9 protein-coding genes and 1 pseudogene are annotated in these 16496 nt (G+C 71.5%); 2 read left to right on the plus strand and 8 right to left on the minus strand.

The window, feature by feature from the left end; translation table 11 throughout:
* Positions 1-27: 27 nt before the first annotated feature.
* From AU196_RS13575 to AU196_RS13595, 5 genes are read right to left on the minus strand one after another with little or no spacing between them, the layout of a single operon-like run.
* Positions 28-1719, minus strand: coding sequence for a hypothetical protein (locus tag AU196_RS13575; RefSeq protein WP_059095602.1), 1692 nt, complete (start codon positions 1717-1719; stop codon positions 28-30).
* Positions 1716-6164, minus strand: a complete 4449-nt coding sequence (locus tag AU196_RS13580; protein WP_059095603.1) for a hypothetical protein — start codon at positions 6162-6164, stop codon at positions 1716-1718. The genes AU196_RS13575 and AU196_RS13580 overlap by 4 nt, the downstream gene beginning before the upstream one ends.
* Entirely contained in the window at positions 6161-9265 is a 3105-nt protein-coding gene (locus AU196_RS13585; protein WP_059095604.1) for a hypothetical protein, read from the minus strand. Before AU196_RS13585 ends, AU196_RS13580 begins: the two co-directional genes overlap by 4 nt.
* Positions 9262-12303: a DUF6603 domain-containing protein gene (locus AU196_RS13590; protein WP_231737562.1), complete on the minus strand. Its 3042-nt coding sequence runs from the start codon at positions 12301-12303 to the stop codon at positions 9262-9264. Before AU196_RS13590 ends, AU196_RS13585 begins: the two co-directional genes overlap by 4 nt.
* Positions 12288-13871, minus strand: a complete 1584-nt coding sequence (locus tag AU196_RS13595) for a M14 family zinc carboxypeptidase (protein WP_353647247.1) — start codon at positions 13869-13871, stop codon at positions 12288-12290. The genes AU196_RS13590 and AU196_RS13595 overlap by 16 nt, the downstream gene beginning before the upstream one ends.
* Between AU196_RS13595 and AU196_RS26350 the strand changes: the two are divergent.
* Positions 13845-14039, plus strand: a pseudogene (locus AU196_RS26350) (DsbA family protein); the annotation flags it as partial. The gene AU196_RS13595 and the pseudogene AU196_RS26350 sit on opposite strands and share 27 nt — an antisense overlap.
* Here the strand turns inward: AU196_RS26350 and AU196_RS26355 are convergent.
* Positions 14025-14201: a hypothetical protein gene (locus AU196_RS26355; protein ID WP_353647248.1), complete on the minus strand. Its 177-nt coding sequence runs from the start codon at positions 14199-14201 to the stop codon at positions 14025-14027. The pseudogene AU196_RS26350 and the gene AU196_RS26355 overlap by 15 nt on opposite strands.
* Here AU196_RS26355 and AU196_RS26360 point away from each other — a divergent pair.
* Positions 14200-14340, plus strand: coding sequence for a hypothetical protein (locus AU196_RS26360; protein WP_353647249.1), 141 nt, complete (start codon positions 14200-14202; stop codon positions 14338-14340). The two genes, AU196_RS26355 and AU196_RS26360, sit on opposite strands and share 2 nt — an antisense overlap.
* Here the strand turns inward: AU196_RS26360 and AU196_RS13605 are convergent.
* Positions 14337-14867 (minus strand): DUF3592 domain-containing protein, encoded by a 531-nt coding sequence (locus AU196_RS13605; RefSeq protein WP_059095605.1) that lies wholly within the window; start codon positions 14865-14867, stop codon positions 14337-14339. The two genes, AU196_RS26360 and AU196_RS13605, sit on opposite strands and share 4 nt — an antisense overlap.
* Positions 14864-16495, minus strand: a complete 1632-nt coding sequence (gene menD / locus AU196_RS13610; protein ID WP_059095606.1) for a 2-succinyl-5-enolpyruvyl-6-hydroxy-3-cyclohexene-1-carboxylic-acid synthase — start codon at positions 16493-16495, stop codon at positions 14864-14866. The genes AU196_RS13605 and menD overlap by 4 nt, the downstream gene beginning before the upstream one ends.
* Position 16496: the final 1 nt, after the last annotated feature.

Here is a 16496-nt window from a genome sequence, read left to right on the forward strand (position 1 = left end):
TGCGTCCCGGGATACGCGACACGAAGATCACGTGCGGCCTCGCTCGTGCGGCACCGCGGAGTCGAAGGCCAGCCCGCTACGGCCTTCACCCCGCCCGACGCTGACCCGCCTGGCGATCCAGCTGACGTACGTGCCGTCGGGTCGTCGCGCCAGCACGGGCACCCGTTGCACCCGCACTCCTTCGCGAGGCACCTCCGCGTCGAACAGCACGCTGTGCCGGTCCTCGGCCAAGAGCCGGCCCCAGATGTCGGTGGCCGCCGAGGCGTCGCAGTCCAATCGTCCCTGGACCAGCCGCATGGCCACCCGGTCCCCCAGCCCGTCGAGCTGCGGCGTGCGCATCAGCCGCGGCACATAGGGCACCCACCAGGCGGGCACCGACGTCGCGAGCAGATACCGCAACTCGGTGTCGGCGGCGACGTCAGCGGGGGCGGCGGCGTCGACCCGTGCGGCGCCGCGCGGCATACCGCGACCCAGGCCGTCGGGCACGATGCGTTCCACCGCCCACACCAGATTCGCCGACTCGTCGCGCAGGAAGAACACCTCCTCCAGCGGCGGTCCCTCCACCGGCGGCGCGCTCACCGGCGGCGTCACCAGCCCGTCGATCACTGCGGTTTCTGAACCGGCCGCGGACACGGCGAACATCCGCCATGGCGCAGTCGGGTTGCCGATCCGTGAGGGCGGCACCGTGAACGTCTCACCGAAGGTGGTGCGGTAATGCACGGACTTGACGGTGACGAGCGAGGAACCGTCGGCGTCGATCGGGATGTTGAGCCAGTCGCAGCCGAAGATCAGTGCGCATTCGGCCACCAGCAGCCGCGCCAGGTCGTGCGGTTGCACCTCGAGCGCGCCGAGGTTGACCTTCGCATCCTCGAACTCCCAGAACCTGTCCGCCGGCATCCCCGGGTAGCGCAGCGGTGTGGCGGCCGCCGTGTGCGTCGTCGTGCCGGGCGTCGGGGCGAACCCGACCGCGCCCGTGGAGGCGTCGAACGACCACCACTGCCCGCGGCCGCTGGTGGCCTCCTTCGCGGTCAGTGTGGTGCCGACGGCGCCCGACTGCACCTCGAGCCGGTAGCTGTACTCGAGCCGCGGCCCGTTCCAGGTCGACGACGGCGGGCTCGGCGTGGCCGCCGTGTAGACGGCCTTCCAGTCGGCGACCACCCCGCGAAACGTCGCCTCCTGCCCCGGTCTGACACCCCACAGGATCGGGATTCCGGTGGGCCCGGCGGCCTGCAGAGCCCGGTACAACGCGTCCGGGTCCGCCGATCGCGACGTCAGCAGCGGGGCGACCGCCGCCGCGGGCGCCCCGGGTGGTGCGTCGAGTGGGGCGAGCCTGGGCAGCCCGTCGGCCACCGCACCCAGCCCGGCGGTGCGCAGCCGCTTGATCAGGTCGAACCCGAGCCGGGCCCGGGTCAGGTAGTCCCGGTCCCCCGCCGGTTCCCGCTCGACGACGGAGTCCACCGGATCGGGGCCGACGGGGAACGTGAGGCCCGCCGACGGCCCCCACGAGTGCACCGCGGCGGACGTCGTCTGCACCTGCACGCTCACCGGTGTCCCGGCGTCCTCTCCGACGAACTCGCCGAACTGGTACTGCCGCATCAACATCCACAGCGGATCGGCCACCGCCGCCGACAGCGCGGCCGCCGGATTGCCCGAACGGCTCAGCGGCTCGAGGCGGGTGTGGGACGCCGGCGGGAAGAAACCGATGATCGGGTCGGTCATGGTCCGTCCTCGTCGCCGATGTGTGACAGCACCTCGCCGATGTCGAAACCCTCGTCGACGAGCGCACCGATGTCGAGCGACGGCTCACCCTGCAGGGAGTAGTCGGCCAGCGACGTGGCGGGCACGATGCGACCGGCCAGTGACACCTCTTCCAAGGTGAGCGCCCGCTGGCGGGCCGACATCACGACGTCGAAGAGGATGTCGCCCACCTTCTCCGGGCTCCACGGCTGGGTGTCCGGGTTCACCGCGAGCAGCAACGCCTGCGGCGCACGGGCATTGGGCCCGTTGGCATTGACGGCCAGGCCGAGCGTGTGCCGGCCGGAGGCCCGCGGGACGACCTCGCTCCAGGCGTCGAAGACCAGCAGTGCGACGGGGTCGTCGTCGCGTGGCGGCAAGAGACCGTCGACGACGAAGCCGGTGACCGGCTGCTCGGGAGGCTTGCCGGGGAACGGGGCGCCGATCCACGTCTGCAGTGCGTCCGAGGGCAGCTGCCAGGCGCGCATGGGGCGGGGCCGGCCGACCATGTCGGCGAGCACCCGGAGCTCCGTGTAGCGGGACAGGTCGCCTCGGACGGTCGCGCAGCGGTGCAGCCACTCGTCGACCGCGGCGGAGTGGCCGGCGTCCGACAGCCCGGCACGCAGGGCGGCGAGGAACGGATCTCGCACGGGCGCAATGAGTTCCGGGACGACCGGCATACGGTCGTCGAACAGCAGTGCCGCCATCTCGGTGAGCGCGGTGAGGGCGTCGGCTTCGGCGGTCGGCGGGGTGGCGGTGAAGGACGCCATGGCCTCGCGGAAGGCCGCGAGCCGCGCCTGATTCTCGGCGACGACGGCGGTCTGCCCGCCCGCCGCGACATCGGGGTGATTGCGTCCGAAGTGACAGGCGAGCGCGTCGATCAGCGCGTCGGCGTCGGGCAGGCGCAGTACGGCCTCGAGGTCGTCGTGGGCGCCCTGGAGGCGGTTCCGCACCCCGAGCAGGTCCATCCGGCGCCGCTTGCCGAGGTCCCGGCCCGCGTCACTGGGTCGGCGCAGGTCGTCGGGTGTCCCCGTACGGGCCCCGCTCAGCAGCCGGAAGGCGGCGGCGGCCAGCACCCACGCTTCGGTGAACGCCGCCGTCGGCTCGGCCGCCAGCCCCGCGACGCGCTGCGTCAGCCGCTCCCAGAGTTCCTGCGGACGGGTGACGCCGCCGGCGAGGACGACGAAATCCAGTGCGCTCCACCCTGAATGACTCATCGTCAGCGACGCACTCAACGTGATGGCACGGGCTCCGCCGAGCACCGTCTGCGCCCACATCTCGACGTGCGGGTGCATGCGGGCCCGCGGGGTCTGCGCCCAGAAGTTCGACAGACCGCCGGCCGCGGGCAGCAACGCCAGGACCCGGTGCATGACGACCGAACCTTCGGTCGGGTTGGCGGTCACCTCGATCGGCGGTGGGGTGCCGTCACCGGCCAGTACGTCTGCCGCCGCGGCGGCGCGCGTCGGCGACCCGCGCAGCAACTGGTGTACCGATTCGGACAGCAATACGTCGGCGATCGCATCGTGCAGACTGCGCAGCCGTTTCACATACTTGAGGACCAGATCCAGGTCGGACTCCGCCACGGCCGGGAAGCCCTGAAGGTACTTCCGGTACGCCGCAGGCGGATTCCTGAGCGCGTCGCGCACCGGGCGTTCATCGGAGGTACACAGTTCGAGGAGCCGGACGCCGTCGACGACGTCGTTCACGCTGGCCACCTCGAGACCGGGATCGGCGATACCCGTCGTCCGGTTGGTGTCCTTGGCCGCCACGAGGGGGGCGATAGAGCGCAGCGAGTAGATGAAGCGGTCCAGCGGCCGGTCGTCGTCGTGCAGCCAGCGTTCGAGCCGGTAGCCCAGCAGTGCGCCCAGGGGTTGTCCGGCCCGGACGCCGTCGAGCACCGTCAACGCCTCGCGCACCCTGGTGCTCGACAGGTCGATGTTCAACGGCCCCTTGCCCGTTCCGTCCGGGTCGTGGGTGAGTGCGGCACCGCGCAGCACCGCGGCCGTCGCCGAGTGCGCCAGGCTCGGCGCGAGGATGTATCCCCCGTCCCCGGCGGCGCCGGGCGCATGCTCGACGTCGATTCCGTACACCCAGCCGTACACCCCGACCGCCACACCGCGGCCCCCGTCCGCGCGGATCCTGTCCAACCGCCGGGTGGCGCGCGAGGTCTGCCAGGCATCCACCCGGTAGGACGCGCAGTCGATCGTCTCGGCCGTGAGCAGGGTGCGGTCGACGGTCTCGGCGACACCGCCGATCGTGCGGACCGCGCGCCGGATCTCCACCAGCTGCAGCACCGCACGCATCGCACCGCTGAGCGCCTTGCCCACGGTGACCCCGGAACCCGCGACACCGATGAGATCGATGGGGTGCTTCGTACTCCCGGGATGGCGGACCGCGAAGGCGACCGGGTCGAACACGTTGGCCCGGGGGTCGGGGTCGAAGTGATACTCCCAGGGATTGGATCTCTCGGCCTGTTCGGCCACGAACCGCGCCCACGCCGCGGTGAGTGGTTCGTCGATGCGGTACGGGTCCAGCACGTCGTCGAGCACGCGCGTGGTCTCCTCGAGCGCACGCGTCTGCGGCCATGCGCGCCCGACCGCCCGGAACAGCGCCAGACGGCGCGCCTGGATCTTGTCCACGGCGAACTGCGCGGTCGACAGCGACAGCGCGAGCAGGGCCTGCAGCACGCTGGCGGGTTCGACGATGGCGTGACCGTCGAGCATGTCGGCGCACGCTTGCGGATCGCTGTCGTGGGCGAGGGGAAGTCGCAGCATCCTGGCGTTGTCGGACACCAACTCCGGCACCCGGAAGTCCTCGAACCGGTAGCCCGTCCACTGCGCCACCTTGGCCATCAGATCCCGCAACGCCTTCTTCTTCGGCGGCTCGAGGACGTCCGGGATGAACGGCATCGCATCCACCTCGCCGACCAGCACATGACGAACGCGCAGCGCCCTCGACGTCGGCTGCATGGCCAGGATCCGCGGCAGGTCCCGGTCGAGCTGTCCACTCGACACGGTGGGAACCTGGAATTGTTGCGCCGCCCAGAGTGTGCGCACCGCGGGCACGACCTTCGACAGTGTGACGTCGACGGGGTCGTCGGGGTCCGGTTTCCAGGTCGGCGGATCGTTGTTGATCACGGCGAAGTTCGACACCGGGAGGATGCCGTACGGTTGGCGGCCCACCCGGATCGCCGGCAGCGGCCCCCGGCCCCGGACGTACCGGATGTCGTGGTCTCTGAGCTCGCGACGAGCCCACTCCGGGAATGCGCTGCCCTTCAGAGTCGGGGTCATGATGCGGTCGAACAGCGGCGCCCACGTGACCGGCCACAGCGCGGTGTTCAGTGCGCCGGCCCAGTCCTGTTCGGGCCGGTCCGGTTCGTCGAGCGACGCGAGCGCCGAGACATCCACGCCGAGGGCACGGCCGAGTGCACCGGCCGGCGTCACCGCCGGCGGGAACGACGCGTGCTCGGGCGGTTGGGGTTCGAGGAAGAGAATCGGTTCGCCGACGGTTTTCTCCTCGCCGCCGACCAGGGTGATGCCGCTGGTCACCGGACGCGCAGACGACGGCGCAGGCCGGAACCGGGGCTCGGCGGGAAAGCCGTCCGGACGGCGCCACGTCGTGCGGTGGTCGGCGGTGTTGTTGGTGATCGCGCCGGTGGGCAGGAAGTCGAATCCGTCGCTGTGGGCGTGCACCCGCAGCAGTCGGCAGAACTCCGCGGCGGCCGCCTCCGGTGGCTGCATGCTGACCCCGACGACCTGCACCGGCGGCATCAGCGGGGGCGACGGCGGTGAGATGTCGACGGTCACGGCCATTCCGGCGCGGACGGCCGCGTCGTAGTCGGTGAGCCACTTCAGTTCCGGATCCTGTTGTGCACCGGCGCTTCCCGTCAGCGCGTTGGCGGCTCCGGACAGTGTGCCTGCGGCGGCAGGCGCCGCACCGTCGGTGTTGGGCGCAGGCCCCAGCGCGGGCGCCCGCTCGATGCGTGCGCCGGCCTTGACCTTCACCTCGGGCTGGTGGACGAGCACCCAGAACCGCTCGGGCATCAGCGCCGCACGCACCCGGTCGGCAACCGCCTGCGGGGCGAGGCTGGGGAAGATCGGCTGGCCGGTGGTCGCCCCGTAGTTCGTCGGCAGGTAGAGCGCCGCGACCCACCCGGCGCGATGGGGACCGACCTCGGCGACCAGCTTCTGCCACCGGTCCGATGCCGGGGCGTCGTCGCCCTCGGTCCAGCGACGTCGCCAATACCGCGCGCCGGCAGCCTGTTCCGCGGCCGACAGACCGCGACCGAGCCGGTCGACATGGATGTCGTCGGGATAGATCCGCACCTTCAGCTGGGTGCGGTTCGCACTCAGCCGGGTCTCGATCCGGATGGGCAGCAGGAGCAGCGGGGTGCCGGGATCGACGTGTGCCCACTCGTAGCGGTCGCTCATGGTTGCCGTCGCATCCGGTTGGCGATCAGGATGTCGCGGGCGGCGAACGCTGCGCGTTCGGGGTGACGGAACAGCAACCACGCGAACCGGGCACTGTCGGCGCGCATCATCGCGCCGTCGACGGGCACCGGTGGCGCCTTCGCGGCCAGGAATCCGGTGTTCTTCGGGTCCAGGTCGTCCCAGGTGAGTCCGTCCCGGTCCCAGGCGGTCGCCGTCGAGGGGCGCCCATCGCCTTCGAGCAGCCCGAAGCGGGGTTCGCCGACGTGCTCGCTGAGGGTGAACCACCACGACATCGGTTTGCCGGGCGGCGGATCCTGAAGCCGCTGCGCGGGTTTCGGTGGCGCACCCGGCAGGCTGAAGCCCAGCAGCAGGATGTCGGGGTTCAGCTGCAGTCGGAACAGGGGTGTCGCGGCGCCCTGCGGGTTGAATCCGGGCGGCGGATCACCCTGGCCGCGCTGGGTGACCAGGGCGGCCAGCATCGTCGGATACCGGCGCACCACCTCTCCGCGGACGACGACGACCAGGGCGTTGGCCACGTCGTCGCGCAGGTGTCCACCGAGCGGCGCCTGTGGATCGAAGCGGTGCACCGGCTGGGTCAACTCGTCGGCCGCCGTCCAGAACGACCGGAACGACGTCGCCCGGCCGTCGGTCGGATAGCCCCGCCACACCAGTTCAGAGGCGAACTCGGTGTTGCACCCGACGAGGAATGCCTCGACGAAGCGGCGGTTGGTCTGCAGCACCGTCACCAGCTCCGCCGGCTGGATGTCGGCGACGCCGGGCATCAGCCACTCCGGGTCGTACCGGTGCAGCGCCTCGTACATCGGGTGGTCGAATTTCGGGCCGGCGAGCACCGGTTCGACGCGGCGGTCGTCGAACCAGTCCGGCGGCAGCCATTCCGGCCAGTCCACCAGACGCGGCAACCGGCCCAGCACCCGGCGGGTCGCGGACACCGAGGGACTCAGCGCCGGAACGAGTTTCAGCGCGGACACCGCGAAGGTGGGGCGGGCGTTCTCCACCGTGACCACCGGCGTGGCGGCGGCCGCGAACATCCTGTCGACGTCGCGCCGCCATGCTGCCGGGCTCGGGACGGCAGCGACGGACCGGTCGACCGTCACCGGCTCGGGCCACCTGTCGATGAGCTCCGAGGTGCGCACCGCCGGGCGTCCGCGCGCGTCGGTGCGTACGGTGGCCCTCACCCTGCGCGCCGAGTCGGCCGTGACGAAACACTCGGTGACGCGCAGGCTCAGCGCCGTCTGCAGGAGTTCGGTGATCCTCGGCCGCACGTCGTCCACGTCGTCGACATCGCCGGTGCCCTCACCGGGTTCGGGCAGCTCCGCCAACAGTTGTTCGAGGCTGGCCCCGAGCACTCTGGCGGCGAATTCGCCTGCGGGCGCGGCGCGCTCACGCAGCGCCGCACCACCGTCGGCCGCCACCCGCAGGTCCGGCGTGCTCAGCGCGATCAGGGAGTCGGCGTCGAAGTCGATCTCGGCGGCCACGGCCGCGAGCACGGCCGGGCTGGGAGAGCCCAGCACGTCGCCCAGCGGGCGCACCCAGCTGCGGGTACGGCCGGCGTCGTCGGTCAGCATCCGGCGCACCGCGGTGGAGCGGGCGGCCGAGGTGCCGGCGAACCTGGTCGCGGACCCGCGCGGCGCGGCGAAGCGGCGCAGTTGGCCGATCGCCGCCAGCGGCAGCACGCTGGCGGCCAGCCGCGCCCGGACGGTGCCGAAGGACGGGTCCGGCAGCCGGCCGGTGACGGGGTTGGTCACCGTGAGCAGACTCGACCCGTCGAGCTTGTCGAGCCGCTTGTGCAGCGATTCGCTGACGTAGCGGCCCAGCTGCGCCAGCCGCAGCGCCTGGTTGGTGGCGAGCACACCGCCGACCTGCGTCCAGGCCGACGCCATCAGGTCCTCTTGATCCATCTGCACCACGCGGGTGCCGAGACCGGCCACGAGCCGATCCGCGGGGTCGAGGTTGAGGGTGCGGAACCAGCCCGGCGCGGCTTCGGAGACGTCGCCGCGCGCGATGTGGGCACCGCCGTAGAGCGGCGGCCCGACGGTCGGTTTCTCGGGAGCGGCCGCACCGTAGCGGTAGGCGGCGACGGCTTCGAGCTGCCGTCTCAGTTCGGCGGTGGTGGCCGCGGGCCACTTCTTGCCATCGGTGAGCGGATCGTCCACGGCGACGAGCGCGCCGCGGACGGCCCGGGTGCGACCCGCCTCGCCCGCCGCGACGGCGGCGATTCCGTGACCCGGCCGTCCGGTGTCGACGTGTCTGATCCCGACATCGACGCGGGAGTCGGCGTCGGGTGGACGGAGGCGGCCGGCCAGCGTGGCGAAGTCGCCGTCGCGTCCGGTGCGGAAGGTCCACGAGTCGTAGACCGGCAGCACCACCCGGGCATCGCCGGTCCGCCACGCATACGCGAGCGTCGCCGTCTGGGCGGTGCCGGTCAGCCCGGCTTCCTGGCCGGCCCGGAAGACCGGCACCAGACAGGCGATCCATTCCTTGTCCTCGGTGAGGCGGCGCGGACACACCAGGCGCGACAGGTTCAGCGCGGGACTGCCGTCGTCGAGGCCGCCCGCGACATCGGACCCCAGCACCTGCGCATGCGCCCACGCCCAGGCGTCGTCGGGTGGCGGGAGTTCGCCGGCAGGCACGGTGACGGTCGCCGATCGGTCGGCGCTGCGCGCGGTGAACACGGCCTCGGCCGCGTCGACGACGACCAGCCGCAGCCACGGCGGCAGGTTGCCGTCGGCGCCGGGTCCGGTGGGGGTGAACTGCCACGGCAGGTCCGGGCGGTCGAATTCGACGTGCGCGAGGTCGCCGGGTTCGGCGTTGACGGTTCCGGGCGCGGGATGCCTGCGGATGATCTGGCTCGGATCGACGGACACGACGTCGCCGGGTCCCCGGACGGTGACGGTGACGTCGGCTCTGGACGGTTGTGCGGTGGCCTGATCGGCGGGAAGCGCCCGCACGGCCACCGATATCGTCATGGTGGCCCGGACGGCGGCGGTCGGGCGGAAGGCCTGCCGCAGCGCCGACACGGCGCCGGTGCGGTAGTAGGGCAGGAACGCGTAGCGCGATCCGGCCGGCCTCGGAGCCGTCACCCGACACCGCCCAGCGCCATCAGTTGTACGGCGCCGCCGCCGAGCGCGGTGAGTTCCTGCTCGGCGAGCGTGAACGTCATCGCGGTCGCCGGTCCCCCGGACAGCGCCTGCAGCGTGTCCGCGGAGACCACGACCATCTGCGCCGGGCCGGCGATGGAAAGGTCGCTGCCCGCCGTGTCGTAGCGGGGGCGCGCGGCGCTGGTGCCCGCGGCGGTCGCCGCGACCGCGAGCCCGGTGACCGCCGACGCGTCGACCGAGTCGAGAAAGCCGCCCGTGTCGTGGTGCGGGAACGAGGTGACGTAGTGCGGCTGGACCCAGACCACGCCGGGCACCTCGTCGGCGTCGCGCAGGTCGACGTGCAGTCCGGCGGGCATGGCTTCGAACGAAGGCCGGCGCAGCACGTCGTCGTCGGACAGGTCCAGGTACTGACCGGGCGCGAATTCCCCGGTGAGCGTGGTGGTTTCCGCGGTGTAGCCCGGCGCCGACTGCTGGGAGACGGTGGCCGGGCCCACCACCACGCGCCGCTCACCCTCGGCGAGACGGCTCGCGCCGATCCGGACGATGTCGACGTCCAGCGGCACCGCGCTCTGGGTCACGGACACCTGCGACCACGGGTCGACGAGGATGCCCGCCCCCGGGTCCGCCGCCGCCAGCGCGACACCGTATTGCGCGGCCGCGCCGGTGGCGCTCCACGCCTTCGGCTCGCGCAGCGCGTCGATGACCATCGCGCGTGCCGAGACCACCGGCGCAGGCGCCGGACGCTCGCTGCCCCAGGTGACCGGTCCGACGTCGATCGAGATGTCCGGCAGCGGCCACGGCAGCTCGACCTCGCCTGTCCCCCATGCCTTCCAGGGGGCGGGACCCTCCAGATGCAGGCGCAGGGTGACGGCGAGCAACGTGATGTCGAGAACCCGGACCGCCACGCCCGCCATCAGGTCGGCCTGGAAACCGAACGGCTCGAACTGGATCAGCGCATCGAGAGCCGCCGAGCCGTACACACCGGTGCCGTCGATCCCGTAGCGGACGTCCAGCGCGCCGCCGAACTGGACGGTGTTGGTGGTGACGGCGGCATAGGCCTCGAGCCGCAGATGAAAGGCCGGTGGCGAGATCTCCGCCGTGATGCGCCGCAACCCGGCGAGTTCGCCGGGCGGTTGATAGCGGGGGTGGAAGCCGCCCGCCGACAGGACGAAGGTCGGGTCGGTGCCCAGTCGTAGCAGCATGCCGAATTCGCCTGCTACGGAGAAGAACCCGATTCGGGAATCGACCAGCGCGGCGAGGATGAGGACGCGGTCGCCGCTGAACTCCCCGTAGATCTCGGCCTTGAGGTCGATGATCGGGGCGAACTCGGCGGGTACCGCGATGCGCAGTCGTCCGAGGACGAGGACTTTCGGATCCGGCAGGGACAGGATCAGCGCCACCTCGGCGGTGACGAACGAGATGGGCCGGCCCCACCCCAGCTTGACCATGGGCCCGACCACGAAACCGCCCTCGTGCACGGGGAACACCGTCGCCAGCGTGTCGAGGATGGCCGGCGCGGCGCGGGCCGGGTCGTCGGGGAACAACAGCCTGCTGATCGTGCCGTCACCGACGCCGGCGGCCAGCGCCCTGGTGTCCGCGGTCACGTTGGCGCCGATGATCCCGCCGACACCGTTGAGGGTGAACAGCAGGCCGAGTTCGACGGGCGGGACGATCTGCACGGAGACCGACACCGCGAACGAGAAGCCGTCGGGCCGGTCGGTGAGTACGGCGAAACCGGTGACCGCGACCGGCCCGATCCGCAGCGCCAGCGCTCCGGAGTACCGCGTCCAGTCGGGGTGGCCGGGCACCGTCACCCGTTCGAGGAAGCCGCCGCCGCGGACCGGACCCGCGTCGAGCGCGACACCGAATCCGTCCGGCGAGGTCGTCGACGCCTCGCGCAGTGGTCGGTCGCCCAGTGGGTCGATCTCGAACCGCACGCCGAGGTTCTTCGCGGTGAGGGTCAGCGGTGACCCGATGGAGCCCTGCACCGAACTCGTCAACGCGACGAAGAGCCGGCTCCCGGTGGGCACCACGTCGAGCACGAGGCTGGTGATCCGGACCGGGCCCTTCGACGCGGGCGGCACCAGCGTGATGCGCTCACCGCGGGCGCGCCCGTTGACGGTGAAACCGGTTGCCGTGTCGACGCGGAGCGTGACGGTACCGCTCACGTCGCCGAGCCCGAGCGCGGAGGTCAGCGAACCGGTGACCGGGTCGGCCAACCTGACATCCTGCAGCCGCAGGCTCAATCCCAGTTGCGGCGCACCGCCGTAGCGGAAGTCGGCGGCGAGCGTGACGGCACCGATCGCCACGACCCCGAGCAGCGATGCGTCGACGGCGGTGACCTTCAGCTCGGCCGACGCATCGCCGGCCGCCATGGTGACCTGCGAGCCGGACAGGCCGAGCAGCTCTGCGAATTCGCCGCCCACCGACCCGGTGTCCAGCACGCGCCGCGCGATCGTGCGCAGGCCGTCGAGGCCCACCGCAGCCTTGACGGCCTTGACGACCTCGGCCAGTGAGGCCGCCGCCGACTGGGTGAAATCGAGTGCCCGCGGCTCGAATCCGGCGTCGATCGAGGTGGAGAACCGGTCGATCGCCGCGATCACCGCGTCATGGGCCGCGTCGTCGACCGGGACGCCCAGCTGAGTGCCCAGCACGTCGGCCGTCCGCATCACCTCCAGCACCACCCGGTTGAGCCGCCCCCGCAGGTGGGCGAGCGCACGCAGCAGCAGTTCGACCGCGATCTCGCTGCGAACCGCATCCGGCAGCGGCGGACCGCCGAGCACCTGGGCGGCCGACACCGCGAACCGGGCTTCGCTCGCGCCGTGGTCCTCGAGCGTTTCGAAGCGGAACCCGTTCTGCCTGAGCCAGTCTCGGGCCGCGCCGTCGGCGTAGGCCAGGATCATCCAGCCGCCGGACGGTGACGGTGTGGTGGTGACGAGGTAGAGCCCCGGCTGATTCATCAGCCGCTGACTGGACGGCGACCCGGTGATCGCGATGTAGGTGATCACGGGTGATGCCACGTGCTCCACGAGCCGTGCTTGAGCAGACCGAACAACGCGGCATGCACCTCGCGCTCGATCTTGGGGTACACGTCGGTGAAGCTCGGGTGGAAACCGCCCTCGTCCTCGTCGGGGTTGTCGGGGTTCTGACTCTTCGCCAGGCCGCATTCGACGGTGAAGGCGACACAGCGTCGGGTCACTCCCGCGGCGAACTGACGGCTGAAGGCGTAGTCGTCCGCGACGCCCGTGTAGGTCTCGTCGTCGCCCTGCATCCCGGCGGACTGCGACACCGCATAGGTCGAGCGCCGGCGTGCGACGGGCGAGGCACCGGCCGAGTCGACGATCTCCTTGGCCATGGCCAGCCCGAGCTCGGCGAGCAGGTTGTTGAGATCGTTGTCGACGAACTCGCCGTAGCGTGTCGCGGTCGCGGTGACGCCGTCACGCTGCCGGTCGTAGGCGGCATTGCCGAAAGACTTTGTGCGTTCGGTGCTCTGGTTGGTCTCCATCCCCCAGGGGAAGCTGACGCTGCGCCCGCTCATGTGGACGTCGACGAAGACCTCCACCTTCTCGGCGTCGATCAGGGTCGCCACGTTGCGGGTCTCGGGTTCGGAATGCGGGCTCGGCCCGTGAAACGTGCCCGCACACGGTTGCGTGGACGCCTTCACGCGAGTCGCCGCGGCGGTGTCGTAGTACTTCTCGTAGTTCCAGGCGATGTCGTAGTTCCGGTTGATGTCCACACCGCGGCATGGCCCGGCAACCGCGCTGCGGCGGTTCTTGCGCCACAGGAGGTTCTCGGCGTCCCCCTTCGCAGCGGTCACCGAGACCCATCGACCGTCGGGATTCACCAGCGGAAGCACGATGACGTCGAACCGTCGGAGTATCGCCGCGACATCCGCGGCCGCGACGACATACGGCGCCTTACCGTGCGCGTCGTCGGCCGGATTCTCGTAGGGCACACCGCCGCTCTCGAACCGCGGATAGACGATGTCCCGGGCGAACGTCTTCGCCTCGGCCAGTTTCTCCGCGAAGCGCAGGAGGGCGTCGGGCGGAACCCACTCCCTGGCGTGCGCGCCACCGATGAACAGCGCGGGGATCTTGGGCGTCGTCACGGTCCGGTCGGTCAGCGCGACCGCCGTGATGGGAAAGCCGTTCGGCGCCACCCCGGGAGCGCCGACCGGCGAAGCGGTGAGGTGCACCGGCCGACACAGCTCTCGGTAGTACAGCGCGAGGTCGGCGAGTCGGTCGACCAGTTCATCGGGTTTGAGGTATCCGCCGATGGCTCCCCCTCGGCCAAGCGGGCAAACGATTACGGTGACGATATCGCCCACATGGGCTGACGGCGCGTCGAATCGGCGCGGACGTCGACGGGTACGTGCATAGGGAAGGAATTTGCCGGTGCGCACAGCGAGGGTCCTCATGGCGGCACTGTTGGTCTGACCGTCGGCTGCACCCGCGAGGTCACCGGCACCGCCCGCCAGGACCCCGACCAACCGCGCGCGGCGGTGACCGAGGACGGCTACGGCATCCTCGTCGGCGATCCCGACGCCGCAGCGCAGATCGAGGTGTTCACCGAACCGCAGTGTCCGCACTGCGCCACCCTGCAGGCCGAGTTCGGACGCGAGATGGCCGGCTACATCAGCCTCGGGCAGTTGGCGGTGACCTACCGGCCGGTGACGTTCCTCGACCAGAACGGCGACCACTCGGCCCGGGTGAGCAACGCGATGTTCGCCGCCGCCGACGCGTCACCGCGTGCGGTGGCGTTCCAGGCGTTCGTGGAGGAACTGTGGGCCCATCAGCAACCCGGCGGCACCGGACCGACCGATGCGGACATGGCCGACATGGCCCAGGACAGCGGCATCCCCGCGCCCGGGGTCCAGGCCGTGGGGGCGCGGCGGCGACGCCGTCGACACCCAGGCCATGTCCGACCTCAACGTCGAACTGCTCACCGAGATCAACGTGTACGGGGTCGGCACCCCGACGGTCTACGACCTGGTCAACGACGAAGTGCTCGACATCGACGACGACGACTGGCTGTCGAAGCTCATCGCCACGATCTAGCCCGTCGTCGCCGGTTCGCCTGCTTCGGGCTCCCGGGCCAGGCGCTTCTGCAGCACCGCCAGGCCGATCAGCGCACCCCCGGCGACCAGCCACCCCACGACCGCGATCGACCCGGCCGGGATGATCGCCAGCGACGCGTCGCGGTCGCGCACGCGGACCAGATCCGGGTCGTTGCGGTCGTATTCGACGTAGATGCGCATCCCCGTCTCCAGCTCCGACGGATACAGCACGCCGAGTTCGGGACGGTAGGTGACGCGGTCGGGGGTGACGAACTCGATGGTCGACCGGCGGGGGCCTGCGCTGAGCACCGTCGCCTCCGCCACACCCATGTGGCGTTCGATCTGGCGGTCGTTGCGCCAGGCGCCGACGACCATCAGCGTCGACTGCAGCGTGACCAGGCAGGCCGCCAGGATGATCCCGATCCGCACCCGCCGGATGACCCGTTCGGCGCGGGTCTCGTCCTGGTCGCCCCACAGGTGCGGGATGACCACGCGCCGGACAGTCGCCACCCGTTCCGCCAGTGTCACAGTGCGGCCTTGATCGAGGCGTGCAGCGCGCGCAGCGACGACCTGTCGGCTTTCACCTCCAGCACGCGCATCCCCTCGTGCGGTTCGTCGAGCGCGTCGGCGAGCTGACCGACCTCGATCTGGCGGTTGTCGACGTGATAGGCCCGGCACAGTGCGCCGACGTCGACATCGTGCGGGGTGCCGAACACCCGCGAGGACACGTCGCTGAAGCGCGGATCGCCCTGTTCGAGCAGTTCGAAGATGCCGCCGCCGTTGTCGTTGGACACCACGATCGTCAAATCGCGCGGGGTCGGCTCGGTCGGCCCGATCAACAGTCCCGAACTGTCGTGCACGAACGTCAGATCTCCCATGAGCGCGACCGTGCGGCCGCCGGTGCGGTCGTGGGCGAGCGCGGCGCCGATCGCCGTCGACACCGTGCCGTCGATACCGGCGACCCCGCGGTTGGAGCGCACCTGCACACCGTGCGGGGTGAACCCGACCAGCGCGGCGTCTCGCACCGGGTTGCTCGCGCCGAGTACCAGCTGATCACCCGGGCGGACGGCGTCGGCCACCGCGGCGGCGACATGCAGGCCGGTGGTCAGCGGGTGCGCCTTCAGCTGGCCGCGGACCGCGGCGACGGCGTGGGCGTTGACCTCCGCACAGCGGCGCAGCCACGCCGGATCCGGGGCGCCGGTGGTGACCGCGCGGGTGCCGGTGGCCTGCGAGTTACCGCTGACGTCGGGCCAGCGCGGCCCGGTGGTGAGCGCGTACACCGGCACCGACGGGTCGGCGAGCAGCGCGGAGACCGGCCGGTGCAGTGTCGGACGGCCGAGCATGATGACCTGTTTGGGCCGCAGCAGCCGCAGCGCCAGGGGGTGCAGCGGGTTGGCGGCCGGCGGTGCGGTCGGTTCGGCGACGGTGGGCAGGTCGGCGAGGTTGGGGTGCACACCGGCGCCGTGACCGGCGATCACCACGGTGTCGGGGGTCAGGTCGATGTCGAGCGGCTGGTCGAACGTCACCGGCGGGGTGTGGGTCCACGGTTTGCCGTCGGGGCGCCCCGGCGGGCAGGAGCCGTCGTCGTCGAACGTGGGCACCAGCGGTTCGCGCAGCGGGATGTCGAACTGCACGGGTCCGGCGTTGGCGCTGCGCGAGCCCGTCGCCGCCACCACGACCCGGCACGTCGCCGACCGCCACTGTGCATTGAACGCATCCATCCGCTCCGGGCTGTCCTCCGCGAGACCCAGGCTGATGTTCGCGCGGACCTGGCTGCCGAAGTAGCCGAGTTGCTCGAAGGTCTGGTTCGCACCGGTGCCGAGCAGTTCGTAGGGCCGGTTGGCGCTGAGCACGATCAGCGGCACCCGCGCGTAGTTCGCCTCGACGACGGCGGGGCCCAGGTTCGCGACCGCGGTGCCCGACGTCATCGCCACGCACACCGGCGCCCGGTCGGCGACCGCCAACCCGATCGCGAGGAAGCCGGCGGTGCGCTCGTCGATGCGGACGTGCAGCCGCAACCGGCCCGCGCGGTCGGCGTCGGCCAGCGCGAACGCCAGCGGCGCGTTGCGCGACCCCGGGCAGAGCACGACGTCGTGCACGCCGCCGCGAACGAGTTCGTCGACGACGACACGCGCCTGTGCCGTCGAGGGGTTCATC

Source organism: Mycobacterium sp. IS-1742 (assembly GCF_001500125.1).
In the GTDB taxonomy this organism is placed as follows: Bacteria; Actinomycetota; Actinomycetes; order Mycobacteriales; family Mycobacteriaceae; genus Mycobacterium.

Bases quoted from the DNA above. Each gene is read 5' to 3' on its own strand.
- AU196_RS13575 (WP_059095602.1), bottom strand. From the start codon at position 1,719: ATGACCGACCCGATCATCGGTTTCTTCCCGCCGGCGTCCCACACCCGC.
- AU196_RS13580 (WP_059095603.1), bottom strand. From the start codon at position 6,164: ATGAGCGACCGCTACGAGTGGGCACACGTCGATCCCGGCACCCCGCTG.
- AU196_RS26360 (WP_353647249.1), top strand. From the start codon at position 14,200: ATGTCCGACCTCAACGTCGAACTGCTCACCGAGATCAACGTGTACGGG.
- AU196_RS26355 (WP_353647248.1), bottom strand. From the start codon at position 14,201: ATGGCCTGGGTGTCGACGGCGTCGCCGCCGCGCCCCCACGGCCTGGAC.
- menD (WP_059095606.1), bottom strand. From the start codon at position 16,495: ATGAACCCCTCGACGGCACAGGCGCGTGTCGTCGTCGACGAACTCGTT.